Genomic DNA, 23,588 nt, shown 5'->3' on the forward strand with positions numbered 1-23,588 from the left:
CTCCACGCCGGTCCTTCGAGGCAGGATGACGCCGATCTCCCACGTCACCGAAGACCAGGACGAGATCCTGCGCTTCCTCGCCTCGTCGGACAGCCATGGCGCGGACGGCCCCGTCAAGCGCATCGACACGCACGGGGCGATCGTCTTCCTCACCGGCGCGGACGCCTACAAGGTGAAGCGCGCCGTGCGCTTCCCCTACATGGATTTCTCCAGCCTGGAGAAGCGGCGCGCCGCCTGCGAGCGCGAGATTGCGATCAACCGACCCGGCGCGCCGGATATCTATCTCGGCCTCGTCCCGATCGTGCGCCGGGACGGTACGCTCAATCTCGGCGGCCCGGGCACGATCGTGGAATGGGCGGTGCACATGCGCCGCTTCGACGAGACCTGCACGCTCGACCGCCTCGCGGCCGAGGGGGCGCTGACGCCCGCCATCGTCGCCGCCATGGCGCGGGCCGTCGCCGAGGCTCACGCGCGTGCGCCCGTCCGCCACGACGTGGATTTCGCCGGCGCGCTCGCAGCCATCATCGTCGAGAACGGCACGAGCCTCGCCGAGCAGCCCGCCCTCTTTCCCCCGCAGCGGAGGGAGCGGTTGACGCGCCAGTCGCTCGCCGCACGCGAGCGCGTGGCCGCGCGCCTGGCACAGCGCGCCCGGGACGGCCACGTCCGCCGCTGCCACGGCGATCTTCACCTGTGCAACCTCGTGCTCATCGACGGGGCGCCGCGCCTGTTCGACGCCCTCGAATTCGACGAGGCGCTGGCGACGACGGACGTGCTCTACGACCTTGCCTTCCTGCTGATGGACCTGATCGAGCGGGACCTGCAGGGCGAGGCCAACCTCCTCCTCAACCGCTACCTCGTCGAGAGCCGAGAGCCGGCGCACCTTGCCGGGCTCGCCGCGCTGCCGCTCTTCATCAGCGTCCGCGCCGCGATCCGGGCCAAGGTCACAGCGGCCGGGCTTGCCCATCTCGACGAGGAGGCGCGCGAGCGGGCGAGCGCCGAGTGCCGGCGCTATTTTAGCCTCGCCGAAGCTGTCCTCGACCCCGGACCGCCGCGGCTCGTCGCCATCGGCGGCCTCTCGGGCACCGGCAAGAGCACCCTTGCCGCCGCCCTCGCCCCGCTGGTCGGCCGCGCGCCCGGCGCCGTTCACCTGCGCAGCGACGTCATCCGCAAAGAGCTCAGCGGCGTGGCGGAAACGGAGCGCCTGCCGGACAGCGCCTATGATGCAGCGGCGGCCGCCGTGGTCTACGACAGGCTGTGCCGCGATGCCCGGGCGGCGCTCGAAGCCGGCCGGCCGGTCATCGTCGATGCCGTGCACCAGCGCCCGGGCGAGCGCGCCGCCGTCGCAGCGCTCGCCGCCGACCTCGGCATCCCCTTCACCGGGCTGTGGCTCTCGGCGCCGCTCGACAGGCTTCTCGCGCGGGTCGAGGCCCGCCACGGCGATGCATCGGATGCGGATGCCGCAGTCGTCGCGATCCAGGCCACGCGTGAAACGGGCGACGTCGCCGCCGAGCCGGACTGGAGGACCGTCGACACGGACGGCACGCCGGACGAGGTTCTCGCGCGGGCCCGCCTTGTCCTGGCACAGAACTGACGGGCCTCACGGCTGCGGCGCGGACGACCGGGCGCTGCCCTCGTCCGGCGGGAAGCGCGCCAGCGTCGCGATCACCGCCTCGTCCTCCACCTGGTCGAAATCGAGATAGGCGGCGCCGACGGCCCAGAACGGCTCCGGCGTCTCGAGGCAGACGACGGCATCGGCCTCGTCGCTGAGATCGGCGACGACGTCGCGCGGCGCGACCGGCGTCGCCAGCACGAGCCGCGCCGGCGCGCGGCGGCGGATGGCCCGCAGGGCCGCCCTGACGGTCGCGCCCGTCGCGATGCCGTCGTCGACCACGATGGCGCAGCGGCCTTCCACCCGCACGGGCGGGCGCGATCCGAGATAGAAGCGGCGCCGGCGCTCGATCTCGGCGAGTTCGCGCGCCCGCACCGCCTCGAAGTCCGCGGGCGCAATCTGCGCCCCTGCGATGACATCCTCGTTGCGCACGGTGATGGGCTCGGCCCCGTCGACGACGGCGCCCATCGCGAGCTCGGGCTGCCGCGGCACGCCGAGCTTGCGCACGAGCACGAGATCGAGCGGCGCGGCGAAGGCAGCGGCGATCTCGGCGGCGACCGGCACGCCGCCGCGCGGCAAGGCGAGGACCACGGGATCCTCGTCCCGCCATCCCGCCAAGGCCTTGGCGAGCCGCCGTCCCGCCTCCATGCGGTTGAGAAAAGGCATGGCCCACTCCTGTCCCGCCCCGTGGCGCCCTCGCATAGAACGGCGCCACGGCCATCCTACCGCCGGTGCCCCGGCGCGTCATGGGCAGGCGACCGCTGTGGCCCATGGACGGATCGCGTCGCTAGACGCGCTTGTCGGTCAGCACCTCGAAGGTCTTCGCGATGGTCGCCACGGAGCGGTCGTGGTCCGCGAGGGCAAGGCCGGCGATAAGGGCGTCGATGACGGCGAGTTGGGCGATGCGGCTCGTCATCGCCTCGGTGCGGAACTGCGTCTCGCGCGCCAGCGTGTGCAGGACGATGTCGGCATGGGCGTGGAGGGGCGATTTGCCGAAATTGGTGACGCAGATGGTCGTCGCCCCCGCCTCCTTGGCGAGGCGCGTCGCCGTCAGGGTCTCCACCGTGCTGCCCGAGTGGGAGATGGTGAGCGTCGCGACATCCGGCCCTGCAAGCGAGGCCGTGATGGCCTGCACATGGCTGTCGACGCTGACGCGCGAGGAGATGCCGATGCGCATCAGCCGGTAATGCGCGTCCTCGGCGATGGGCGCTGCGCTGCCGATGCCGAACACCTCGACGCGGCTCGCCTTGCGGATCGCGCCGATCGCGGCGCGCATGGCGGCGACGTCGAGCGCCTTCTGCGTGTCCTGCAAAGCCTGCAGGTCCGACTTGAAGACCTTGTCGATGACGGCCTCGACCGTATCGGTCTCGGCGAGATCCTCGTGGATGAACTGCACCGGCTGCACGAATTCGCGGGCGAGCGCGATCTTGACCTGCTGGAAGCCGCGTGCACCGAGCATCTGGCAAAAGCCGATGACGCTGCCCTCGCTGGCGCCGGCACGCTCGGCCACCTCCGTCACCGACATGTGGATGACGTCGCCGGCGTTGTCCCTGATGAAGTCGGCGATGCGCGCCGCCGTCGGCGGCAGGTCCGGGCGCAGCACCGCGACGCGGTCGAGCACGCCGTTGAACTCGCCCGCGCGCAGCGCCGCCTGCCGATCCTTCTGCTGACCGTTTGCCGGACCCGCCATCAGGCCACCTTCCTTTCCATCGCGCCGAGGCCTTCCACGAAATCGCCGGGCCGGACGTGCAGGAAGCGCATGCCCGCCCGCATGGCACCCTTGCCGTCGGTGGCCGGATTGTCGCCGATCATGACCACCTCCTGCGGCGGAAGGCCGAGCCGCTCGCAGCCGAGGCGGAAGAGCAGCGGCTCGGGCTTGCCCACCACCTCGCACTCGCCCGCCCCGGCGCAGGAGAGGATGGAAGCCGCCAGCGCGCCGACTTCCGGAACGGGCTCGCCGAGCGGCCCACGGTGGTGCGTGTCCGGACAGGCGAGAACGAGCTTCGCCCCGAGGGAGACGGCATGCGCCGCTGCCGCGAGGCGCCGGTAGCTGAAGCGCCGGTCGCGTCCGACGATGATGATGTCGCAGGCGCCGGTCGACAGCCGCAGCCCGCGCCGGCGCGCATAGCGCTCCAGCGCCGGCCCCGCGAGCAGCATTACCCGGGCGCCCGGATGGCGCTGCGCCACAAGGTCGATTGCCGTCGTGCCGGCGAGGACGATGCGTTCGGCAGCGACGGCAAGGCCGAGCCGCCCGAGCAGGCGCGACAGCTCGTGCGGCGTGTGCTCGGCGTCGTTGGAGACGATGGCGAAGCGCCCGCCGGTTTCGGCGACGAGCGCGGCCACGCCCGGCAGGAGCCTGCGGCCGCTGATGAGGGTGCCGTCGAGGTCGAGGAGATAGCCGCGGGGGCGGGACATGGACACCTGATTTGCCGTCGTCGAATTCCTTGCGGAGGCTTCATTGATATATTCTCAATGTCAATATGATTTTTGATTGAGCAACATTCATTCGACTGTCACACGACGGCGCTAGGTGTGCTGCCGAACCCGAACGGCGGAGACCGGCCCGTGCTCGAATATGCCCTGGCGAGATTGCTGCGCATGGTCGTGACGATGCTCGTCATCGTCACCGGCGTGTTCTTCGCCACCCGGCTCTCGGGCAATGCGGTCGACTTCATCGGCGGCGAAGGCCTCAGCGCGGCGGACCGGGCGACCCTCGTCGCCTATTACGGCCTCGACGCCTCCTGGCTCGAGCAGTACTGGCGCTACCTGCGTGCCCTCGCCGAGGGAAATTTCGGCATTTCGCTCGTCGAGCGCCGGCCGGTCTCGACCATCGCCCTGGAGCGGGTCGGCCCCTCCCTGCAGCTCCTCGTCGGTGCCGTGCTGCTGACCCTCGCGGTTGCCGTGCCGGCGGGTACGCTCGCCGCGGTCTACCGCAAGTCCTGGGCCGGCAGCATGATCATGGGCGCGGCCTTCCTCGGCTACGCCATCCCCAATTTCGTCCTCGCCGTCCTGCTCATCCTCACCCTCTCCTTCTGGCTCGGCTGGCTGCCGAGCTCCGGCAACGGCTCGCTCGCCCATTTCGTGATGCCGGTCGTCGCGCTGTCGGCCTTCTACATCGCGAGCCTGACGCGCTTCACCCGCAACGCCATGCTCGACGTCCTGAGCCAGGACTACCTGCGCACCGCCCGCGCCAAGGGTCTCGCCGAACCGCGGGTCATCTTCAAGCACGCGCTGCGCAATGCGCTCATCACCATTCTGTCCGTGCTCGGCCTGCAGATCGCCGGCCTCGCCGCGGCCGGCAACGTCGTCATCGAGACGATCTTCGCCTGGCGCGGCATCGGCGAGATGCTGGTCTCCGCCGCGCTCCGGCGCGACTACCCGGTGCTGCAGTTCGGCGTCATCGCCGTGGCGCTCGCCGTCATCCTCATCAACACGCTCGTCGATCTCGCCTACGGCGCCGCCGATCCGCGCGTGCGCCTGGCAAGGTCGTGAGGGAGGCAAGGCCGATGGTCCACACCACGCTTTCCGCGCCGCCCGCCGCGCCGTCGCTCCTCCACCGCGCCACGCGCCTCGGCGCCGGGCTCGCCGACGTCTGGGCGGACATGAACTGGATCGTGCGGCTCACCGCGGTGCTCGGCCTCGTCCTCGTCGTGCTGGCGCTCGCCGCCCCGCTCATCGCGCCCTTCGATCCCAATGCCCAGAGCCTGCTGTCGCGGCTGAAGCCGCCGATGGGCCTTGCCGGGGCAAAGGACGGTTATCTCCTGGGCACGGACGAGCTCGGCCGCGACATCCTCTCGCGCTGCCTCCACGGCCTGCGCCTGACGCTCGGGGTCGCGCTTCTCGGCGCGGTCATCGGGCTTCTCCTCGGCGGCAGCCTCGGGCTTTTCGCCGGCATCGCCGGCGGCCGGGTCGACGATCTCGTCATGAGCCTCGTCGACATCCAGATCGCCGTGCCCTTCACCCTTGTGGCGCTGCTCACGGTGGCGCTCCTCGGCGGCGACCTCACCGTGCTCATCGCCGTGCTCGGCATCGCCTATTGGGAGCAGTACGCCCGCATCACCCGCGGCGAGGTGCTGCGCCTGCGCGAGATGCCCTTCATCGAGGCAGCACGCGCCGCCGGGGCCTCGGGCTGGCGCATCGCGGTCAAGCACATCCTGCCCAATCTCGTCTCGCCGCTGGTCGTCGTCTTCACGGTCAACATCTCCAACATCGTGCTGCTGGAATCGACGCTGTCCTTCCTCGGGCTCGGCCTGCGCCCGCCGACGGCGACGCTCGGCGCCATGGTGGGGATGGGGCGCGACTACCTGCCCTCGGCGCCCTGGATCGTCGCCGCGCCGGCGCTCCTCATCCTCCTCGTGACCTTCGTCATCCAGATGCTCGGCGACTTCCTGCGCGACCGCACCGACGTGCGCCTGCGCGAGCGCTGAGCGCCAATCGAGAGACCGGAGGCGGACAGCCGCCGCCTCCCAGCAAGCAACGGCGGGCCGCACGGCGCGACCGCCACAACGGAGGCCTTCACGCCATGATGACCCGCTCGCTCGTCCTCGCCCTCGCGGCGACGTCGCTCGCAAGCCTCGCCCCACTCACCCCCGCGCTGGCGGCCGAACTGAAGGTCGGCGCCTCCAACATGCCGCCCTATCTCGATCCGGGCCGCGACCATTCCAATGTCGGCTCGCAGTTCTACTACAACAGCTTCGACACCCTGATCGAGAAGGACCACTCGACCGCCGAGGCGAAGTTCCTGCCCGGCCTCGCCACGCAATGGAACCGCATCGACGACCTGACGATGGAGTTCAAGCTGCGGCCGGGCGTCGTCTTCCACAACGGCGAGCCGCTCACGGCCGACGACGTCGTCTTCTCCTTCAACCGCATGTTCCAGGCGAGCTTCCCGCCCTATGCGGTGCGCTCGAAGGACCGGCTGAACAACTTCGACGTGGCCGAGAAGGTCGACGACCTCACGGTGCGGGTGCGCACGAAGAAGCCGGAGCCGCTCTGGGAAACGCTCATCAACATGCAGCAGCTGATGATCGTGCCCGAGGACTATGTGAAGGGGCTGACCGGCGACCCCAAGGTCGCCGAGAATTCCGACTTCGAGGCCTTCGCGCTCGCCCCGGTCGGCTCCGGCCCCTACCGTATCGCCGAGTTCATTCCCGGCGAGCGCATCGTCTGGCAGCGCCATGACGCGTTCTGGGGCGACAAGGCCCCGTTCGAGCGCGTCACCGTGCGCTCCATCCCCGAGATGGCGACCCGCATCACGGCGCTGAAGAACGGCGAGGTCGACATCATCACCAACCTGCCGCCGGACCAGCTCGCCACCGTCGAGGCCGACCCGAACCTCAAGACGGCCGGCATGGTGACGCCGCTCTTCCACGTGCTCATCTACAACACGCTCAACGAGAAGATGGCGAGCCCGAAGCTGCGCCAGGCGCTCAACCACGCCATCGACCGGCAGACCCTGAGCGAGGCCCTGTGGCAGGGCAAGGCCGTCGTGCCGGCGAGCCATACCATGGAGCCCTTCGGCGCCCTCTACATGCCGGAGCTCAAGACCTTCGAATACGACATCGAGAAGGCCAAGGAGCTGCTCGCCGAGAGCGGCTACAAGGGTGAGGAGATCCGCATCGACACCTCGGCCACCTATTACACCAACGGCCTCCTCGCCATGCAGGCCGTCGCCGAGATGTGGGGCGCCATCGGCGTCAAGACGCGCATCAATGTCGACGACAAGTGGACGGGCAACGACCCGACGATGAACGCCCGCAACTGGTCGAACCCGATGTACTTCCCCGACCCCTTCGGCTCCTTCGGCGTGATGTGGGCGCCGGGCGGCCCCTCCGAAGGCGAGGGCCGCTTCAAGACGGACGCCGACTATGCCGAGAAGTGGGACCGCTTCCGCTTCTCCACCGACGTCGCGGCGCGCCGTGAGGCCTATGGCGAATTGATGGAGCGCATCAAGAACGACCCGCCCTTCCTCGTGCTCTACCAGCCCTACGAGAGCTGGGGCATGCGCAAGACCGTCGACTGGGCGCCGGCGCCGGGCCACATCCCCTACGTGCTCGACTTCCGCGCCGGCTCCATCCGGGTCGACGGCTGACCTCCTGCGGGAGCCGGACACGCCCTGCTCCCCTCATCCCGATCCTCCATCCGCCCGCCGCGAGACTTTCATGACCGCGCTCCGCCTCTGCCTCGTCGCCGACATCCACCACGGTGCCGACAGCTTCACCAAGAAGGGCACGGCCGCGCTGCCGCTGCTCGCCGAATTCGCCCGCTTCGCCAACGAGACGCGGCCGGACGCCGTGATCGACCTCGGCGACCGCATCTCCGACGTCGACACGGAAACCGACAGGCGCCTGGAGCGCGAGGTCGCCGACGGCTTTCGCGCCGTAGCCGCACCGGTCTTCCACATCTGCGGCAACCACGACCGCGACCATCTCACCGTCGCCGACAATGCCGAGATCCTCGGCCAGGCGCTCGGCAATCAGGTCGTCGATCTCGGCGCCTGGCAGCTCGTCATCTGGCGGGCGGACACGAAGATCCATCGCCCGGGCGGCTTCGTGCTGCCCGAGGCTGACCTCTTGTGGCTCGCCGGCGTGGTGCGCACGGCGACGAAGCCGATCGCCCTCTTCAGCCACGTGCCGGTGTCCGGCCATGCGCAGGACGGCAACTATTACTTCGAGCGCAACCCCGACGCCTCGACCTATCCCGGCGGGGCCGAGCGGGCGCGGGCCGTTCTGGCGGCGGCGCGCGTGCCGGTCGCCTGCTTCGCCGGCCACGTGCACTGGAACACGCTGACCATGGTGAACGGCCAGCCGCATTTCACCCTGCAGTCGCTGACCGAGAGCTTCACCACCCATCCCGAGCCCGCCGGCAGCTTCGCCTTGCTCGAACTGTCGGACCGCATCGACTGGCGTGTCTTCGGCAAGGACAGTTTTGCCGTCTCGCTCGACGCCGCCGAGACCGCACGGCGCTGGGTGACGCCGCTGCCGCCCTTCCACGAACATCCCGAGATCCGCCTGCGCCACGCAGCCCAGGCCGCTCGGCAAGTTGCGAGCCAAGTCGCGCAGGCGGCGGAATAGACGTTCAGGACCGGCGCCATGACTGCCCCCCTTCTCGACGTGCGCGACCTCTGCGTCGCCTTCCGGTCGCGCCGCGGCGCAACGCCCGTGGTGCGCAACCTCTCCTTCTCGGTCGGGGCCGGCGAGACGGTGGCGATCGTCGGGGAATCGGGCTCGGGCAAGTCGGTCACGGCGCTGTCGCTGATGCGCCTTATCGAGCGCGAGGGCGGCGCCGTCACCGGCGGCGAGATGCTCTTCCGCCCGCACGACGGGCCCGCGGTCGACCTCGCACGGCTCGACGAGCCGGCGATGCGCGCCATCCGCGGCAACGCCATGTCGATGATCTTCCAGGAGCCGATGACCTCGCTCAACCCGGTGCTGACCATCGGCGAGCAGGTGGCGGAAGTGCTGCTGGCGCATCGCGGCATCGGCGCACGCGAGGCGGAGCGGGCGGCGCTCGCCCTGCTCGACGAAGTGCAGCTGACCGATCCGGAACGGCGCATGCGCCAGTATCCGCACGAGCTCTCGGGCGGCATGCGCCAGCGCGTCATGATCGCCATCGCGCTCGCCTGCCGGCCGCGGCTGCTCATCGCCGACGAGCCGACGACGGCGCTCGACGTCACCATCCAGGCGGGCATCCTCGATCTCATCCGTGCCCTGCAGCAGCAGACGGGCACGTCCGTCTTCTTCATCACCCACGACATGGGCGTCGTCGCCGAGATGGCCGACCGCGTCGTCGTCATGCGCCAGGGCGAACATGTGGAGACGGCACGTACGGCCGATCTCTTCGCGGCACCGCAGGCTACCTATACCCGCGCCCTCCTCGCGGCCGTGCCGCGCCTCGGCGCCGGCGCGCCGATCTATGCCGTCCCGCGCGCCGGCAGGGCGGAAGACGCCGGCGATACCGGCGAGGTGCTGCGCGTCGACGGCCTCGTCACCCGCTTTCCGATCCGCAAGGGACCGTTCCGCCGCCATGTCGCCAATGTGCATGCGGTGGAGGATGTCAGCCTGACGCTGCGGCGCGGCGAGACGCTCGGCCTCGTCGGCGAATCCGGCTCGGGCAAGTCGACCATCGGCCGCTCCATCCTCAGGCTCGTCGAGCCGACGACCGGGCGCATCCTCATCTGCGGCCGCGACGTCACCGACCTGTCGCAGCAGGCCGTCCGCCCCCTGCGCCGCCATGCGCAGATGGTCTTCCAGGACCCCTACGCCAGCCTCAACCCGCGCCTGCCGGTGCACGAGCTGGTCACGGAGCCGCTCGCCATTCACGACCGGCTGCCGGCGCCCGCGCGGCGCGAGATCGCGGCCGAGCTGATGCGCCGGGTCGGCCTGCCGGCGGACAGCCTCGACCGCTATCCGCACCAGTTCTCGGGTGGCCAGCGCCAGCGCCTCGCCATCGCCCGGGCGCTGTCGTCCAGACCGCGCGTCATCGTCGCCGACGAGCCGGTATCGGCCCTCGACGTCTCGGTGCAGGACCAGGTCATCGCCCTGATGCGCGAGCTGCAGGACGAGTTCGGCATCGCCTATCTCTTCATCTCGCACGATCTCGCCGTGGTCGAGCGCATGAGCCACCGCGTCGCCGTGCTCGACCGCGGCCGTATCGTCGAGACGGGCCCGACCGACGCCGTCCTCTCGGATCCGCGCCACCCCTATACGCGTGACCTCCTCGCCGCAGTGCCGGTGGCCGATCCGGCGCTCAGGCACGGCCCGCGCAGGCTCGCCCTGCGCGAGCGCAGGAGCCCCATCAATCCCGTCGGCTTCACGCCGCCAGCGCAGCACTTCGCCGAGGCCGGCCCCGGCCATCTCGTCGCCGTCTGAGCCGCGGCCCGCGCCTCAGGCCGTGTCGATGAAGCGGCTGAGGAAGAGGCGCGTGCGCGGGTGCTGCGGGTTGGCGAGGATGTCCTCGGGCCGGCCCTCTTCGACGACGATGCCCCCATCCATGAAGACGACCCGATCGGCCGCCTCGCGCGCGAAGCCGATCTCGTGCGTGACGACGATCATCGTCAGGCCCTGTCCGGCGAGGTCGCGCATGACGTTCAGCACCTCGCCGACGAGCTCGGGGTCGAGGGCCGAGGTCGGCTCGTCGAAGAGCATCAGCTTCGGCCGGATGGCGAGCGCGCGGGCGATGGCGACGCGCTGCTGCTGGCCGCCCGAGAGCTGGCGCGGATAGGCGGGCGCCTTCTCGGACAGGCCGACGCGGGCGAGCAGGTCCATGGCATAGGCCACCGCCTCGCGCCGGTCCTGCCCGTGCACGCCGACGGGCGCCTCGATGATGTTCTCCAGCGCCGTCATGTGCGGATAGAGGTTGAACTGCTGGAACACCATGCCGATCTTGCGGCGCTGCACGGCGATCGCCCGGCTCGAGAGCTTGTTGAGGCGCCCGTGCCGCAGCTGGTAGCCGATCTGCTCCCCGTCGACCTCGATCGAGCCGCGGTCGATCGCCTCCAGATGGTTGATGCAGCGCAGGAAGGTCGATTTCCCCGAGCCCGACGGCCCGAGGATGACGACCACCTCGCCCGGCGCCACGTCGAGGTCGATCCCCTTCAGCACCTCGTTGGCGCCGAAGGACTTGTGCACGTTGCGCGCACGCACCAGCGGCGCCACGGCGGCGGAGGCCGCGGCCGCGCTGTCTCTCGCAGCGACGTTCATATCGCCTCCTCCATCGCCCGCGCGGGAGCCTTGTCGCCGCCGGCGCCACGCTCGCCGCGGGCATAGTAGCGCTCGATGAAGCCCTGACCGACGTTGAGGATCGAGGTGACGAGCAGATACCAGATCACCGCCACCATGAGCATCGGGATGACCTCGAAGGTGCGGTTGTAGACGGCCTGCACGGAATAGAGCAGGTCGGCCATGGCGATGACGCTGACGAGCGAGGTCGCCTTGATCATGCTGATGAGTTGGTTGCCCGTCGGCGGGATGATGGAGCGCATGGCCTGGGGAATGATGATGCGCCGCAGCGCCCGCGCCCGCGTCATGCCGAAGGCGTCCGTCGCCTCGACCTGGCCCTTGTCCACGGACAGGAGGCCGCCGCGGATGATCTCCGCCATATAGGCCGCCTCGTTCAGCGACAGCCCCGCGATGGCCGCCGTCATCGGCGTGATGAGGTCGTTGGTGTCCCAGCTCGCCAGCGTCGGGCCGAAGGGGATGGCGATGGAGATCTGCGGGAACAGGGTCGACAGGTTGTACCAGAAGATGAGCTGCACCAGCAGCGGCGTGCCGCGGAAGAACCAGATGTAAAGGCCCGCGAGCGAGCTGAGCAGCCGGTCGTCCGACATGCGGGCGATGGCGAGCAGAAGCCCGATGATGACGCCGATCACCATGGCGACGACGGTGAGCCCGAGCGTGACCGACAGGCCGCGCAGGATGGAGGGCGCCGTGAACCACTCGGCGACCACGGGCCAGCCGAAATTCTCGTTGTTGGCGACGATCCAGCCGAAATCCGTCGCGACGATGAGGACGAGGGCCCACAGGAGCCAGCGTTCCCAGGCGATCGGCCGGTGGGCGTTGGCGACATCGCGCAGGGCCGCATCCGCGGCCCTGCGCTCATCCACGCTCGGGGCGCTCATGACCGTCACTGGGAAGCGAGGTTGAGGCCGGGGTCGGAGATCATGTTGTTCTGAAGTCCCCACTTCTTCATGATCACGTCATAGGTGCCGTTCGCCACCAGTTCCTTGATGGCGCCGAGCAGCACCTCGCCGAGCGGCGAGCCCTTGGACACCACGGCGCCCTGATAGAGGTCCTGGAAGCCGTTGGCCTTGCCGACGGCCGCGAGCTCGAGTTCGCCGCCCGCCTGCTGCACGAAATAGGTCAGCGGCGCCTGCGAGGAGAAGAAGGCGTCGGAGCGCTTGGACCGCACGGCGAGGATCGAGGTCGGCTGGTCGGTGAAGGACTGCACCTCGAGCGCCGGCTTGCCTTCGGCAGCGCATTTCTCGGCTTGGGCCTTGATGACGCGCTCGGCCGAGCCGCCGGACATCACGGCGATGCGGTTGCCGCAGGCCTCGTCGAGGCTGTTGATGCCCTTCGGATTGCCCTTCTGCACGGCGAAAACGACGTATTCGCGCACATAATCGACGAAATCATTGGCTTCCTGGCGCGACTTGAAGTCGCCGACCGGCCCCATGGCGAACTGGTAGCGGCCGGACTTGATGCCGGACAGGAGGGCCGACAGGCCGCTCACGGACGCATGCTCGATCTTGATGCCGAGGATCTGGCCGATGGCCTCGGACAGATCGGCGCTGGCGCCGGTCATCGCATTGGTGTCGGTGACGATCTCGTAGGGCGGGAAGGAGCCGTTGTTGACCGACACCATCTTGCCGGCGGCACGGATGTTCTCGGGCAGTTTGGCGCGCAGCGCCTCGTTGACCTGCTGCGCCGGCACATCGCCGGACGCGGCGAGCGCGGGCGCCTGGATGACGGCGAAAGCGAGCGCCGAGGCGCAGGCGAGCTTGCGGATGTTCATGTTGTCGTTCCCCTTCCGATTCTGGCTCTGCTTGTGGTTCTGGTCAGGCTGCCGCCGTCGTTGCGGCGGCAGGTGCCGCCAGTTCCGGCCGGGCGAAGCGGCGGTTGGCGAGCACCGGCAGGACGGCGCGCGCATGGGCGATGCGGGCCGGATCGATATCGGCGAAGACGAGCGCAGGCGCCTCTCCGGCGCGGGCAATGGCGACGCCGAGCGGATCGATGACCATGCTCGCGCCGATATTGCGCTCGCCGCACTCGCCCACGGCGACGAGGTAGCAGGTATTTTCCAGGGCACGGGCCGTCGCCAGCACCTCCCAGTGGGCTTCCTTGCCGAGGCCCCTCACCCAGGCCGCCGGGACGACGATGACCTCGGCCCCGTCGACGGCGAGCCGCCGGGCGAGCTCGGGAAAGCGCAGGTCGTAGCAGGTCATGGTGCCGACCTTCAGCCCCGCCACCTCGACGAGCGGCGGGATCTCGTCGCCGGGCTCGACGTTGACCGATTCCTGCGCCGCGAAGGCGTCGTAGAGATGCAGCTTGCGGTAGCTCCCGATGATGGCGCCGTCGCGCACGGTGACGAGCACGTTGAACACGCGCCCGCGGCCGTTGGGGACGTGGATGCAGGTCATCACCGTGAGGTCGCTGCCGTGGCTCGCCGCCAGCACCTGCTGCATGAAGCGGCCGTCGAGGGGCTGGGCCGACGTCAGCACGATGTCCGGATCGGCGATGTCGCGGGCGAGGATGCCCTCGGGCAGCACGAGGAGCGCGGCCCCGCCAGCCGCCGCATCCCGCATCAGCCGCACCACTGTGTCCGCGTTCTCCTGCCAGTCGCGGCTCACCGCGAACTGGCCGAGCGCGACGCGGGCGACGGAACGGGTGCTCGAAGAGGTGGTCATGCCGGTTCTCCCGCAAGTTCGGCGATCGATGGAAAGAGGCTCTCGGGCGTCAGACCGGTGTCGGCGAGGCCCTGGCGCCGCACCTCGTCGAGAAAGTCCGCGATCATGTGGCGGTTGGCGCCGAGCCCGCTCGCGTCCCAGTCGGGCGGCAGGTCCCGGCCGGTCGACACGAGATCCTCGATCAGCCAGGGCGTCGTGTCGATGTACTTGCGCCGCTTCTCCAGCCACAGGCGCCGCGCCGCGTCGATCAGATCGCTGAGCTCCTGGACAGCCCACGGATGCTGGGCGGCAAAGGCGGCCTTGATGCCGAGGACATGGATGCCGGGCACATAGCCGACGGCCTCGAAATAGGCGCGCTCGGCGGCGCGCACATCCGGCAGGAGCAGGCGATAGCGCGTCTGCCGCTCGAAGAAGCCGGGCGGCATGAAGGGTGTGAAGACGGCATCGAGCCAGCCCTCGTCGAGAAGCTCCAGCATCGGCCGCTCGCCGGGCACCGGCTCGATGCGGCCGGGGTGGGCATAGCGGCCGAGCCGGTCGGTGACCGGATGGGCCTCGGTGAGGCGTCCCGCGTACCAGCGGGCATCGTCGATGCCCACCCCGGCGCGCGCCAGCGCCGCCCGCGTCCAGGTGTTGCCGGAATCCTGCCAGCCCGTGACGCCGATGCGCTTGCCCCTGAGGCCCTCGAGCCGCACGAGGCCGCTGTCGCGCGCCGTGATGATGCAGCGGTGGCGGAAGCCGCGCATGAGGAAGTTCGGCACGCCGAGAACCGCCGTCTCGCCCCGGCTGCGGGCCGTCGTGTAGCGGCTGAAGGAGATCTCGCTCGCGTCGAAGCGCGGATCGCTGGCGAAATCCTCCGGCAGGGTCGCGAGGCGCTCGATCTTCAGGTCGATCCGCTCGGAGGCGACGTCGCCAAGGAGCAGCGGCGTCACATAGTCCCAATCACGCACCGCGAGACGAATACTGACCTTCACACATCCTCTCCCATGGCTCCACTCCCGTGGCCGGCTAGTGGCCCCGGGTCGCCATGGCGAGAATTGAATGTTCACTATCTCCGATCAATAGCTATTATGTTACTGAACATTATAAGCGAGAATCATGAGCACCCATGACGCCGAATGGCTCGCCGAACGGCTCAGCGAGCGCACCGCCCGCGGCATCGCGGTCGAGACGAGCGCCCTCATCCGCTCCGGCGCCCTGCCCATCGGCTCGCAGCTGCCGACCGTGCGCGACCTCGCCTTCCGGCTGGGCGTCAGCCCCGCGACCGTGTCCGAGGCCTGGAGCGAGCTCAGGCGGCAGAAGATGATCAGCGGCCGCGGCCGCAAGGGCACATGGGTCTTCGGCGACACGGTGGCCCCGCGCCCGGCGCGCATGGGCAGCGTCGGCTATTTCGGCGAGGGCGTGCTCGACCTGTCGCTCGCCGTGCCGGACCGCGCCTTGCTGCCGCCGCTGGCCGAGGCCCTCGCCCACGGCGCCACGGCCGAGAACGTCAACAGTTACGAGCGCACGCCCATCCTCGCCGAGCTGAAGGCCGCGGCGGAGCGGCGCTGGCCCTACCGGCCCGAGACCTTTCTCGCCACCAACGGCGGCTACAACGCGGTCTATGCCGCGCTGCACGCGCTCGTCATGCCCGGTGCCTCGGTCGCCATCGAGGATCCGACCGCCATGCGGCTCCTCGACATCATCGAGGATCTCGGGGCCGAGATCATCCCGGTCGCCTGCGACGACGACGGCCCCCTGCCCGCCTCGCTCGCCGGGGCGCTCGCCCGCAAGCCGACGGCCTTCATCTACCAGCCGCGCACCCATTCGGTGACGGGCCGGGCCATCACGCCCGGGCGCCTCGGCGAGCTGGGCCGCGTGCTCGACGGCAGCGACACGCTCATCATCGAGGACGACGGCGTCGGCGATGTCTCGCCGCTGCCGCCCGTCAGCCTAGGAGCCCGCTTCCCCGACCGGGTGGTGCACATCCTCTCGTTCTCGAAGGCCCTCGGCCCGGACCTGCGCCTTGCGGTGCTGTCGAGCTCGGCCGGCATCGTCCGGCAGATCCAGTCCTACCGCAGCTTCAGCTCCGGCTGGACGAGCCGCCTCCTGCAGGCGGCCACCGCCTGGCTGCTGAACGATGAAGCGAGCATGGGCCTGGTGGCCGCGGCACGCGAGGTCTACGCCACCCGCCGCGCAGCCCTTGCCAGGGCGCTCGCCGCGCGCGGCGTCGCCCTGCCCGCGGGCGACGGCCTGTGCGTCTGGGTCCCCGTCATCTCGGAGCAATATGCGCTCGTGACCCTGGCCGCCCATGGCATCGCCGTCCTGCCGGGCGGCAAATGCTCCGTGCGCGCGACGAGCCACATCCGCGTGGCGACGGGCATCCTGAGCGACCGCTACGATGCCGTCGCCGACGCCATCGCCCGCGCCGCAGCGGCGCCTGCGGGCATGAATCAGTGAACCTGCGGGCGGTCGCGCTCGCCCCGCTCAACCGACATGCCAGCCGCCGTCGACGAAGAGCCGGGCGCCGTTGATGTACGCCCCGGCATCGGAGGCGAGCAGCAGGCAGGCGCCGACGCAGTCCTGCGGCATGCCGATGCGCCTTGCCGGGATCTCGCCCTCCACGCGCGCCCGATAGATGGGATCGGCGAGGACGGCGGCGTTGCGCTCGGTCGCGATGGCGCCGGGCGAGACCGTATTGAAGGTGACGTTCTGCGCCGCATATTGGCGCGCCAGGTTGACCATCACATTGATCTGGGCGCTCTTCAGCGCCGCATAGACCATCAGGCGCGGATTGGGCCGCACCTCCTGGATGCTGCCCATGGCGATGACGCGGCCGAAGCCGCGCGCCGCCATGCCCGGCACCACGGCCTGCAGGAGGAGGAGGCTCGCGGTGAGATTGACCGCGACCTGTTGCGCAATCTCCTCCTCCGTCACGTCGCGCCAGTCGCGGCGCAGCTCGAGGGACGCATTGAGCACGAGGATGTCGATCGGCCCCAGCGCCTCGGCCACGGCCTCCGGCAGGCGCCGGCAGGCGTCCGCCTCGGCGAGATCGGCGGCGAACGCCTCGGCGCGGACACCGGCGGTGCGCATCTCCTCCACCGCATCGTCCAGCGCCGCGCTTCTCTCCGCGCCGTGCACCGCGACGGCGCCGCCGCTCTGCGCGAGGCCGAGCGCGACCGCCCGCCCGATGCCGCGGCTCGACCCGGTGACGAGGGCGACGCGCCCGTCGTTGCGGAATGGGCTCCCCATGGCTCAGGCCTTCAGATGCCAGGTGACGAGGACGGTGAGCGCGGCCCCCTCGGGCAGGTCCGCGGCGATCCTGAGCCACGTCCCGAAATGCGCGACGCGCGCGAAGGTGACTTCGCCGGCCCGCACCGGCAGGTCGAACGCGCTGCCCTCCGCCACCCAGTGCATGCCGTCGGGCGACAGCTCGACGCGGGCACGGCCCGGCGCGCCGACCGCGTCCTTCAGGGCGCGCACGAAGACGACGGCCTCGCTCGCCCAGCCGGCCTCGTAGGGTTCGGTGGCGGATGCGCCCCGCCACTCCTCGTTGCGGGCGACGACGGCGGCCTGGCTTTCGCGCAGCATCAGAAATCTCCCGACAGGCAGACGGAATCGATGAAGAGGCTGGCGCGCTTGTCCGTGTCCGTCTCGACGAAGAAGGCGAGGTTCAGCATGCACCAGAGGTTGCGCATGGCCGGGATGCGCATGCTGTCGAAGCCCGACAGGTCGAATTCCCGGTCGTTGCAGGCAAGGCCGGTCGCCTGCATGGTCGCAAGGTCGAAGTCGAAGCGGCAGTAGTGCCAGTTCACCTTGGTCGGAATCTCGTTGTAGCAGAGCCTCTGCCCGCCGCCGGCGATGTCCTCCCACCCTTCCGGCGCCAGGTGATAGTGCGTCACCGTCTTGTTCCCGGCGCCGACCGCGGCGAAGGGCTCGTTGCGGCGCTTGAACTGCCACTTCTGCACATGCGCGCCGTCGAGCGCGTTGAGGAAGCGCAGATGCGGCATGATGCGCCAGGCGTCGCCGTCCTGGTCCCCCGTCTGCAGGTCGTAGAGGAAGCCGATGGAGCGCACGTCGGTTTCCGACAGGCGCAGCTCGTTCGCCTCGGGCTTGAAGGTGAAGTAGAACTCGAGCCGGATGGGGCCGCGCCGGCGGAAGGTGAGCCGCTTGATCGAGACGTTGCGCGCGCCCGCCCGCGGCCGGGTTGCGATCTTCAGCGCATAGCTGCCGTCGAAGCCGCCATGGCTGCCGAAGTCCCATGTCGGCAAGGTCGACAGCATGGCCTGTGAATGCTGGGCATAGCCCGGATGCATGGCATCGAGCGTGTCCTCGTAATTGCCGACGAGCTGCGTCCAGCCGCAGAAGCCGCGGTCGAAATCGTCGAAGGCGATGATGCGCCGCAGCGGGTCGAAGCGCGACAGGGCGGGATCGGCGAGACGCAGGGCCGAAGCGATCTCATGGCGGTCGAGTGTCATCGGGATGGTCCTTCTCAGCCCTTGGTGGCGCCCGCCGTCAGGCCTTCGATGAGATGGCGCTGGCACAGGACGACAAAGGCGAGGATGGGCAGGAGCTGCACAGTGGTGGCGGCGAAGAGGACGCCCCATTCGACGCCCTCGAGCGAGCCGATCATCTCGGACAGCACGAGGGGCGCGGTCTTGGCGTTCTTCGTCGTGAAGATGAAGGCGAAGAGGAACTCGTTCCACGCATAGACGATGACGAAGATGGCGACCGCCACCATGCCCTGCGCCGACAGGGGCAGGATGACGCGGCGGAAGATCTGCGCCTGGCTCGCCCCGTCCATCATCGCCGCCTCGTCGAGCTCGCGCGGGATCTGGTCGATGAAGGTGCGCATCACCATGGTGCCGAGCGACACGAAGAAGGCCGCATAGAGGATGATGAGCACCGCATGGGTGTCGTTGAGCCCGAGCGCGTTGACGATCGGGAACAGCGGCAGCGTCGTCACGATGGGCGGCAGGAGACGCAGCGCGATCATGGCGAAGACGGAGCCGGAGAGGAAACGGCTGCGCCAGCGCGAATAGCCGAAGCCCGCGAGCGTCGAGGTGAGCACCGCGAGCAGCGTCGCGCCCACGGTGACGATGAAGCTGTTGGCGAGCCCGGTGAAGAAGTCGCCCCAGCGCTGCCACAGGGCGACGAAGTTCTCGAAGGTCGGCCGCCAGGCGACGCCGGTGGCGAAGATGTCGCGCTCGGGCGTGAAGGCGGCGCTCACGATGAGCGCGATCGGCCCGAGCGACCAGGCGAGCACCAGGGCGACGGCAACGGCCTTGCCGAGGAGGCGCATGAGCCCGGAGGGCGTGAAGGCAGGATCAGTCGGCACGGGCGAACATCTCCCGGTAGAGCCGGCGCAGGTAGAAGGCGGCGAGCAGGAGCGAGGTCACCACCATCAGCCATCCGGTCGCGCTCGCCGCGCCGAAGTCGTTGTAGCGGAAGGCCTCGAGATAGAGGTAGACGGCGACGACCTCTGTCGAGCGCGCCGGCCCGCCCTGCGTCAGCAGCCACACCTCCGAGAACAGGCGGTAGGCGAAGATGTAGCGGAACAGCATGGCGACGAGGATGGCCGGCATGAGCAGCGGCAGCGTGACGCGCCGGAAGCTCTGCCAGGCGCTCGCCCCGTCGATCTCCGCCGCCTCGTAGAGGTCCTTCGGGATGGCGAGCCGCGCCGCATAGAGGATGATGAAGGTGAAGGGCAGGTGCAGCCAGATGCTGAGCAGTGCGACGAGCGCGAGCCCGTGGCTCGGCACCACCGACCATTCGAGCGGCGGCAGGCCGAGGCCGGTGAGCACCCGCGTCATGAAACCGGTGTCGGGATCGAACAAGGTGCGCCACATGACGACGGCGCCGACCTCGCTCACCGCATAAGGCGCGAGGACGGCGGCGATGAGCAGCTTCCGAAAGGGTAGGCCGCCGGCGAAGAGCACCGCCATGGCGAGGCCGAGCACGACCTCGACATGCACGACGATGAGCACGACGACGACGGTGTTGCCCAGGGCCCGCCAGAAATAGGGATCGGCGAGAATCTTGGCGTAGTTGGCGAAGCCGACGAAGGTCGCCGCCCGGCCGAAGGTCGATTGCTGGAAGGAAAGCCACAGCACATAGGCGGCGGGAATGAGGATGACGAAGGCGAGCAGCGCGAGCGCGGGGGCGACATAGGGCAGCGCCCGGCGCGGCTCCTGCATGGCGGAGATCGAGAAGGCCGCCATGCGGTCACTCCGTGATGCGGTGGGCGGCGAGCGCCGCCCGGTCGACGGTAATGCCGAGGCCCGGGCCGGCCGGCACCGGCAGCGCGCCGTCGACCATCGTCGCCGGATCGCCGACCTGCTCCATGAGCAGCGCCTCGCGCAAAGGGTTGCGATAGACCATGCATTCGAAGGCAAGGCAGTTTTCCGCAGCGGCGGCGAGCTGCAGGCTGGCGGCGACGCAGATGGCGCCCGACCAGCCGACGTGCGGGGCATAGGCGACGTTGAAGCTCTGCGCGAGCTCGGCGATGCGCCAGGTCTCGGTGATGCCGCCGGCCCGCGCCACGTCCGGCTGGATGAGGCCGATGGACCGGTCCTGCAGCATGGGCAGGGCGTCGAGCGCCGTGAAGTCGCTTTCGCCCGCGGCGAGCCGCACGTCGAGCTTGTCGCGCAGCAGACGATAGCCCGCGCGGTCCTCTGGCCGCAGCGGCTCCTCGAACCAGTCGTAGCCGCACTCCTCGAGCGCGCGGCCGACGCGTACCGCATCGTCGAGGTCATAGGCCCAGTTGGCATCGACGCTGAGGCCGATGGCATCGCCGGCGAGGCGGCGCACGAGGCGGATGCGGTCGATCGAGGCGGGCACGGAGCGGCCGGTCTTCACCTTGATCTGATGGAAGCCGGCATCGAGCGCCGCCGCGACCTCCGCCTCGACGGACGCGTCGTCGAACCAGTTGATCGAGGAGGCATAGGCCGGGACCGTGCCGCGCCCGACGCCGCCGAGGAGCTTCGCCACCGGCATGCCGGCGGCCTTGCCGGCAATATCCCACAGGGCGATGTCGACACCGGCGACAGCCTCGACCAGCATGCCGCCGACGCGGCCGGTGAGCGCGCCGCGCATGGCGTTCCACAACCGGCGCCGGTCGAGCGCATCCTCGCCGAGGATCCTCGGCGCGAGCACGCCTTCGATGAAGCGCGCGTAGGCGGCCGCGCCGCGCCGGCCGAGGCACTCGCCGAAGCCGACGAGGCCCTCGTCCGTCTCCACCTCGACGACGACGATCTCGATCGTCGCCCAGTCGCCCTGCGATGTCCGCTGCGCTGTCGGCAGCGTGGCGCGCAGTGGATGCGCCTCAACCCGTGCGATGCGGCCGGCTGCCGGCCGTTTGGTGTCGGGCATGATCCCGCCTCTGGTTTCCTCTCTGCATCTCACCTATCTGATAAGTTTCTAGGTTGCAACCCTGCTGGGTTTATGCGATGAAGGCGCCATGCAGGATCAACTCGACATCGCGACCGATGCCCGCGCCGATGACTGGGCGACGCTCCTCGGCGCCGCCGACATCGCGCCGAGCCGTCTCGGCGACGCGGTCATCGAGCGCTTGACGGAAGCGATCATCGACGGCCGCCTCAAGCCCGGCGATCCCCTGCCCTCCGAGGGGCAGATCGCCGCCACCTTCGGCATCTCCAAGCCGATCGCGCGCGAGGCGCTGCGCGAGCTTGCGGCGATGGGCGTCATCCAGGTGCAGCAGGGCAAGGTCAGCCGCGTGCGCGCCATCGACAGCGGGCCGCTGGCGCGCTTCTACCGCTTCGCCATAGGCAGCACGAAGCACGGCCTGCGCGAGGCGGTGGAGCTGCGCCGCATGCTGGAGCCGCATATCGCCGCCCTCGCCGCCGAGCGGCGCACCGAGGCCGACATCGCCGTGATGCACGACATCCTGAAGCGGATGGAGGCGACGCTCGGCGACGTGCCGGCGTGGATCGAGGCAGACCTCGCCTTCCACAACCAGGTGGCGGCGATGGCGCACAACCGGCTCGTCATGCTGCAGCTCAAGGGGCTCGAGCCGGTCGTGCGCATCATGATGGTGCGCTTCAACGCGCGCGAGGCGCGCACCATGGACGACTGGCGCGTGACGCTGGCGCGCCACGCCCTCATCGCCGAGGCGATCGAGGAGGGCAATCCCGCCGCGGCGGAGGCGGCCATGCGCAGCCACTTCGCCGCCGCCGATGCCGCCATCCGCGAGATCTTCGGGCCGGACCCGACGCCGGGCCGGCCGGGCTAGGCCCATATCACCAGCGAGGCCCGCAGCAGAACGGGCCCGAAGGGAGGGAACGAGAATGGCACCGATCGACAGAAGGACGCTGCTGGCAACGGCAGGCGCGGCGCTGGCAGCCCCGAACATCGCCTTCGGCCAGGCGGCCAAGGGCCCGCCGCTGCAGGTCTTTTCCCACCGCGTCCACAAGACCGTGGCAACCGGCCAGAGCGGCGACGTCACCGCCCCCTGGACGGCCGATACGGGCATTGCCGTCGAATGGACGACGTTCGACACGGGACCGTTGCAGGAACGCCTGTTCCGCGAGGCCTCCCTGTCGCAGACGAGCGTCGACGTCGGCTTCATCCTCAACACCCAGGCGGTGCCGCGCACGGCCGAGCTCTTCGAGCCGCTCGACGACTACATGCGCAGCGACCCGCCCGAAGACGTCGCCGACATCTTCCCCGGCCTCATCGAGGGCATGACCGTCGGCGGCAGGCTCGTCGCCGTGCCCGTGCGGCATGCCTCGTCCGGCCTGCACTGGAATGCCGACATCCTCGCCGAGCGCGGCTTCGAGAAACCGCCGGCGACGATGGAAGAGCTCGTCGAGGTGGCGAAGGCCTCGACCTACAAGCGCGCCGACGGCACCAATTGCGTCGGTCTGTGCATGCCGGGCGTCACCTATCCCAATGTCATCGACATCGCCCGCGCCTGGGACGGCGATTTCATCACGAAGGATTTCAAGGTGGTGGCGGATCAGGAGGGCATGCTCAATGCCATCCGCCTGCTGCGCGGCCTGTTCGAGGCCGGCGCCTTCCCGCGCAACTTCGCCGCCCTGACGACGGAGGAGGTGGCGACCTGGATGCAGCAGGGCCGCGCCGCCATGGCCCTGCAGAGCATGGGCCGCAACCGCATCTTCAACGACCCGCAGAAGAGCAAGTTCGCCGGCAAGATCATGACGGGGGCCGTGCCGATCTCGGAAACGCTGAAGGACCGCTATGCGGTCGCGCCGGCGAAGGTCGAGTTCTGGGGCCTCGCCATCCCCAAGAACAGCACGCGCAAGGACCTCGCCTGGAGCTTCATCAAGGCGATGCTGACGAAGGACGCGACGCTCAAGATGGCGCTGAGCGGCAACGGTCCCGTCCGCGCCTCGACCTATGACGATGCCGGCTTCCGGGCGTCGGTACCCTATGCGGATGCCGAGCGCGACGTCCTCAAGGTGGCGCGCGTGCCGGTGCCCGCCTTCGACGAGGCGGCGCGTGCCGGCGACATCTTCAAGGAAGAGGCCGAGGCGGCGGTCCTCGGCATGAAGAGCCCCGAGGCGGCCATGACATCGGTCGTCGAACGGGTCAGGCCGCTGCTGCCGTCCTGACGACGCA

At 69.8% G+C, this 23,588-nt stretch carries 23 protein-coding genes; 9 read left to right on the forward strand and 14 right to left on the reverse strand.

Annotation, left to right across the window (positions count from 1 at the left end; translation table 11 throughout):
- Window positions 1–25 precede the first annotated feature (25 nt).
- On the forward strand, window positions 26–1,591 hold the full coding sequence (locus AL346_RS24285) for an AAA family ATPase (protein ID WP_019400455.1): 1,566 nt from the start codon (window positions 26–28) through the stop codon (window positions 1,589–1,591).
- 6 nt (window positions 1,592–1,597) lie between these two features.
- Here the strand turns inward: AL346_RS24285 and AL346_RS24290 are convergent, their stop codons facing one another.
- The 3 genes from AL346_RS24290 to AL346_RS24300 all read right to left on the reverse strand — a co-directional run bounded on the left by AL346_RS24290 (window position 1,598) and on the right by AL346_RS24300 (window position 4,024).
- Complete coding sequence (locus tag AL346_RS24290; protein ID WP_019400456.1) at window positions 1,598–2,275, reverse strand: phosphoribosyltransferase; 678 nt, start codon at window positions 2,273–2,275, stop codon at window positions 1,598–1,600.
- Window positions 2,276–2,396: 121 nt separating this feature from the next.
- Window positions 2,397–3,299, reverse strand: a complete 903-nt coding sequence (locus tag AL346_RS24295) for a MurR/RpiR family transcriptional regulator (protein ID WP_019400457.1) — start codon at window positions 3,297–3,299, stop codon at window positions 2,397–2,399.
- Window positions 3,299–4,024 carry an HAD-IIA family hydrolase gene (locus tag AL346_RS24300; protein ID WP_019400458.1) on the reverse strand — a complete coding sequence of 242 codons (726 nt, stop codon included), beginning with the start codon at window positions 4,022–4,024 and terminating at the stop codon, window positions 3,299–3,301. Before AL346_RS24300 ends, AL346_RS24295 begins: the two co-directional genes overlap by 1 nt.
- A 150-nt stretch (window positions 4,025–4,174) precedes the next feature.
- On the opposite strand from AL346_RS24300, the gene AL346_RS24305 reads away from it, so the two are divergent.
- The 5 genes from AL346_RS24305 to AL346_RS24325 all read left to right on the forward strand — a co-directional run bounded on the left by AL346_RS24305 (window position 4,175) and on the right by AL346_RS24325 (window position 10,479).
- A complete protein-coding gene (locus tag AL346_RS24305; RefSeq protein WP_026014825.1) occupies window positions 4,175–5,101 on the forward strand; it encodes an ABC transporter permease in 927 nt (308 codons plus the stop codon).
- Window positions 5,102–5,115: 14 nt separating this feature from the next.
- On the forward strand, window positions 5,116–6,036 hold the full coding sequence (locus AL346_RS24310; protein ID WP_019400460.1) for an ABC transporter permease: 921 nt from the start codon (window positions 5,116–5,118) through the stop codon (window positions 6,034–6,036).
- Window positions 6,037–6,131: 95 nt separating this feature from the next.
- A complete protein-coding gene (locus AL346_RS24315; protein ID WP_245303246.1) occupies window positions 6,132–7,700 on the forward strand; it encodes an ABC transporter substrate-binding protein in 1,569 nt (522 codons plus the stop codon).
- Window positions 7,701–7,770: 70 nt separating this feature from the next.
- Window positions 7,771–8,682 carry a metallophosphoesterase gene (locus tag AL346_RS24320; RefSeq protein ID WP_019402022.1) on the forward strand — a complete coding sequence of 304 codons (912 nt, stop codon included), beginning with the start codon at window positions 7,771–7,773 and terminating at the stop codon, window positions 8,680–8,682.
- Window positions 8,683–8,700: 18 nt separating this feature from the next.
- Window positions 8,701–10,479 (forward strand): ABC transporter ATP-binding protein, encoded by a 1,779-nt coding sequence (locus tag AL346_RS24325; protein WP_019402023.1) that lies wholly within the window; start codon window positions 8,701–8,703, stop codon window positions 10,477–10,479.
- A 15-nt stretch (window positions 10,480–10,494) separates the two neighbouring features.
- Here the strand turns inward: AL346_RS24325 and AL346_RS24330 are convergent, their stop codons facing one another.
- Genes AL346_RS24330 through AL346_RS24350 form a run of 5 tightly spaced genes read right to left on the reverse strand, consistent with a single transcriptional unit; the run spans window position 10,495 to window position 14,983 of the window.
- Window positions 10,495–11,310, reverse strand: coding sequence for an amino acid ABC transporter ATP-binding protein (locus AL346_RS24330; protein WP_019402024.1), 816 nt, complete (start codon window positions 11,308–11,310; stop codon window positions 10,495–10,497).
- Window positions 11,307–12,227: an amino acid ABC transporter permease gene (locus tag AL346_RS24335; RefSeq protein WP_050996587.1), complete on the reverse strand. Its 921-nt coding sequence runs from the start codon at window positions 12,225–12,227 to the stop codon at window positions 11,307–11,309. Before AL346_RS24335 ends, AL346_RS24330 begins: the two co-directional genes overlap by 4 nt.
- A gap of 5 nt (window positions 12,228–12,232) precedes the next feature.
- Window positions 12,233–13,120, reverse strand: a complete 888-nt coding sequence (locus AL346_RS24340) for an ABC transporter substrate-binding protein (protein WP_019402026.1) — start codon at window positions 13,118–13,120, stop codon at window positions 12,233–12,235.
- A 43-nt stretch (window positions 13,121–13,163) separates the two neighbouring features.
- Complete coding sequence (locus AL346_RS24345) at window positions 13,164–14,012, reverse strand: deaminated glutathione amidase (RefSeq protein WP_053194236.1); 849 nt, start codon at window positions 14,010–14,012, stop codon at window positions 13,164–13,166.
- Window positions 14,009–14,983 (reverse strand): nitrate ABC transporter substrate-binding protein, encoded by a 975-nt coding sequence (locus tag AL346_RS24350; RefSeq protein ID WP_053194238.1) that lies wholly within the window; start codon window positions 14,981–14,983, stop codon window positions 14,009–14,011. Before AL346_RS24350 ends, AL346_RS24345 begins: the two co-directional genes overlap by 4 nt.
- Before the next feature lie 124 nt (window positions 14,984–15,107).
- Between AL346_RS24350 and AL346_RS24355 the strand changes: the two genes are divergently transcribed.
- Window positions 15,108–16,448, forward strand: a complete 1,341-nt coding sequence (locus AL346_RS24355; RefSeq protein WP_019404313.1) for an aminotransferase class I/II-fold pyridoxal phosphate-dependent enzyme — start codon at window positions 15,108–15,110, stop codon at window positions 16,446–16,448.
- A gap of 27 nt (window positions 16,449–16,475) precedes the next feature.
- Here AL346_RS24355 and AL346_RS24360 read toward each other — a convergent pair whose 3' ends face one another.
- From AL346_RS24360 to AL346_RS24385, 6 genes are read right to left on the reverse strand one after another with little or no spacing between them, the layout of a single operon-like run.
- Window positions 16,476–17,240, reverse strand: coding sequence for an SDR family NAD(P)-dependent oxidoreductase (locus AL346_RS24360; RefSeq protein WP_019404312.1), 765 nt, complete (start codon window positions 17,238–17,240; stop codon window positions 16,476–16,478).
- 3 nt (window positions 17,241–17,243) lie between these two features.
- Window positions 17,244–17,579 carry a hypothetical protein gene (locus tag AL346_RS24365; protein ID WP_019404311.1) on the reverse strand — a complete coding sequence of 112 codons (336 nt, stop codon included), beginning with the start codon at window positions 17,577–17,579 and terminating at the stop codon, window positions 17,244–17,246.
- Window positions 17,579–18,466 (reverse strand): DUF6772 family protein, encoded by an 888-nt coding sequence (locus AL346_RS24370; RefSeq protein ID WP_019404310.1) that lies wholly within the window; start codon window positions 18,464–18,466, stop codon window positions 17,579–17,581. The genes AL346_RS24365 and AL346_RS24370 overlap by 1 nt, the downstream gene beginning before the upstream one ends.
- A 14-nt stretch (window positions 18,467–18,480) precedes the next feature.
- The gene (locus AL346_RS24375) at window positions 18,481–19,326 is read right to left on the reverse strand and encodes a carbohydrate ABC transporter permease (RefSeq protein ID WP_245258958.1); all 846 of its coding nucleotides are present in this window, start codon (window positions 19,324–19,326) and stop codon (window positions 18,481–18,483) included.
- Entirely contained in the window at window positions 19,316–20,209 is an 894-nt protein-coding gene (locus tag AL346_RS24380; RefSeq protein WP_019404308.1) for a carbohydrate ABC transporter permease, read from the reverse strand. Before AL346_RS24380 ends, AL346_RS24375 begins: the two co-directional genes overlap by 11 nt.
- Before the next feature lie 4 nt (window positions 20,210–20,213).
- The gene (locus AL346_RS24385) at window positions 20,214–21,359 is read right to left on the reverse strand and encodes a mandelate racemase/muconate lactonizing enzyme family protein (protein ID WP_019404307.1); all 1,146 of its coding nucleotides are present in this window, start codon (window positions 21,357–21,359) and stop codon (window positions 20,214–20,216) included.
- An 88-nt stretch (window positions 21,360–21,447) separates the two neighbouring features.
- On the opposite strand from AL346_RS24385, the gene AL346_RS24390 reads away from it, so the two are divergent.
- Together AL346_RS24390 and AL346_RS24395 are read left to right on the forward strand one after the other, a co-directional pair.
- Window positions 21,448–22,239, forward strand: coding sequence for a FadR/GntR family transcriptional regulator (locus tag AL346_RS24390; protein ID WP_019404306.1), 792 nt, complete (start codon window positions 21,448–21,450; stop codon window positions 22,237–22,239).
- A 55-nt stretch (window positions 22,240–22,294) separates the two neighbouring features.
- The gene (locus AL346_RS24395; protein ID WP_019404305.1) at window positions 22,295–23,581 is read left to right on the forward strand and encodes an ABC transporter substrate-binding protein; all 1,287 of its coding nucleotides are present in this window, start codon (window positions 22,295–22,297) and stop codon (window positions 23,579–23,581) included.
- Window positions 23,582–23,588 lie beyond the last annotated feature (7 nt).

It is taken from the genome of Chelatococcus sp. CO-6, assembly GCF_001271345.1.
GTDB classification, from domain to species: Bacteria; Pseudomonadota; Alphaproteobacteria; order Rhizobiales; family Beijerinckiaceae; genus Chelatococcus_A; species Chelatococcus_A caeni.

What these genes read in the sequence shown, in the direction of transcription:
- AL346_RS24295 (WP_019400457.1), bottom strand. Translation starts at nt 3,299, where the DNA reads ATGGCGGGTCCGGCAAACGGTCAGCAGAAGGATCGGCAGGCGGCGCTG.
- AL346_RS24370 (WP_019404310.1), bottom strand. Translation starts at nt 18,466, where the DNA reads ATGACACTCGACCGCCATGAGATCGCTTCGGCCCTGCGTCTCGCCGAT.
- AL346_RS24340 (WP_019402026.1), bottom strand. Translation starts at nt 13,120, where the DNA reads ATGAACATCCGCAAGCTCGCCTGCGCCTCGGCGCTCGCTTTCGCCGTC.
- AL346_RS24345 (WP_053194236.1), bottom strand. Translation starts at nt 14,012, where the DNA reads ATGACCACCTCTTCGAGCACCCGTTCCGTCGCCCGCGTCGCGCTCGGC.
- AL346_RS24385 (WP_019404307.1), bottom strand. Translation starts at nt 21,359, where the DNA reads ATGCCCGACACCAAACGGCCGGCAGCCGGCCGCATCGCACGGGTTGAG.
- AL346_RS24390 (WP_019404306.1), top strand. Translation starts at nt 21,448, where the DNA reads ATGCAGGATCAACTCGACATCGCGACCGATGCCCGCGCCGATGACTGG.
- AL346_RS24310 (WP_019400460.1), top strand. Translation starts at nt 5,116, where the DNA reads ATGGTCCACACCACGCTTTCCGCGCCGCCCGCCGCGCCGTCGCTCCTC.
- AL346_RS24365 (WP_019404311.1), bottom strand. Translation starts at nt 17,579, where the DNA reads ATGCTGCGCGAAAGCCAGGCCGCCGTCGTCGCCCGCAACGAGGAGTGG.
- AL346_RS24395 (WP_019404305.1), top strand. Translation starts at nt 22,295, where the DNA reads ATGGCACCGATCGACAGAAGGACGCTGCTGGCAACGGCAGGCGCGGCG.
- AL346_RS24315 (WP_245303246.1), top strand. Translation starts at nt 6,132, where the DNA reads ATGATGACCCGCTCGCTCGTCCTCGCCCTCGCGGCGACGTCGCTCGCA.
- AL346_RS24285 (WP_019400455.1), top strand. Translation starts at nt 26, where the DNA reads ATGACGCCGATCTCCCACGTCACCGAAGACCAGGACGAGATCCTGCGC.
- AL346_RS24335 (WP_050996587.1), bottom strand. Translation starts at nt 12,227, where the DNA reads ATGAGCGCCCCGAGCGTGGATGAGCGCAGGGCCGCGGATGCGGCCCTG.
- AL346_RS24300 (WP_019400458.1), bottom strand. Translation starts at nt 4,024, where the DNA reads ATGTCCCGCCCCCGCGGCTATCTCCTCGACCTCGACGGCACCCTCATC.
- AL346_RS24360 (WP_019404312.1), bottom strand. Translation starts at nt 17,240, where the DNA reads ATGGGGAGCCCATTCCGCAACGACGGGCGCGTCGCCCTCGTCACCGGG.
- AL346_RS24290 (WP_019400456.1), bottom strand. Translation starts at nt 2,275, where the DNA reads ATGCCTTTTCTCAACCGCATGGAGGCGGGACGGCGGCTCGCCAAGGCC.
- AL346_RS24380 (WP_019404308.1), bottom strand. Translation starts at nt 20,209, where the DNA reads ATGGCGGCCTTCTCGATCTCCGCCATGCAGGAGCCGCGCCGGGCGCTG.
- AL346_RS24325 (WP_019402023.1), top strand. Translation starts at nt 8,701, where the DNA reads ATGACTGCCCCCCTTCTCGACGTGCGCGACCTCTGCGTCGCCTTCCGG.
- AL346_RS24355 (WP_019404313.1), top strand. Translation starts at nt 15,108, where the DNA reads ATGAGCACCCATGACGCCGAATGGCTCGCCGAACGGCTCAGCGAGCGC.
- AL346_RS24330 (WP_019402024.1), bottom strand. Translation starts at nt 11,310, where the DNA reads ATGAACGTCGCTGCGAGAGACAGCGCGGCCGCGGCCTCCGCCGCCGTG.
- AL346_RS24320 (WP_019402022.1), top strand. Translation starts at nt 7,771, where the DNA reads ATGACCGCGCTCCGCCTCTGCCTCGTCGCCGACATCCACCACGGTGCC.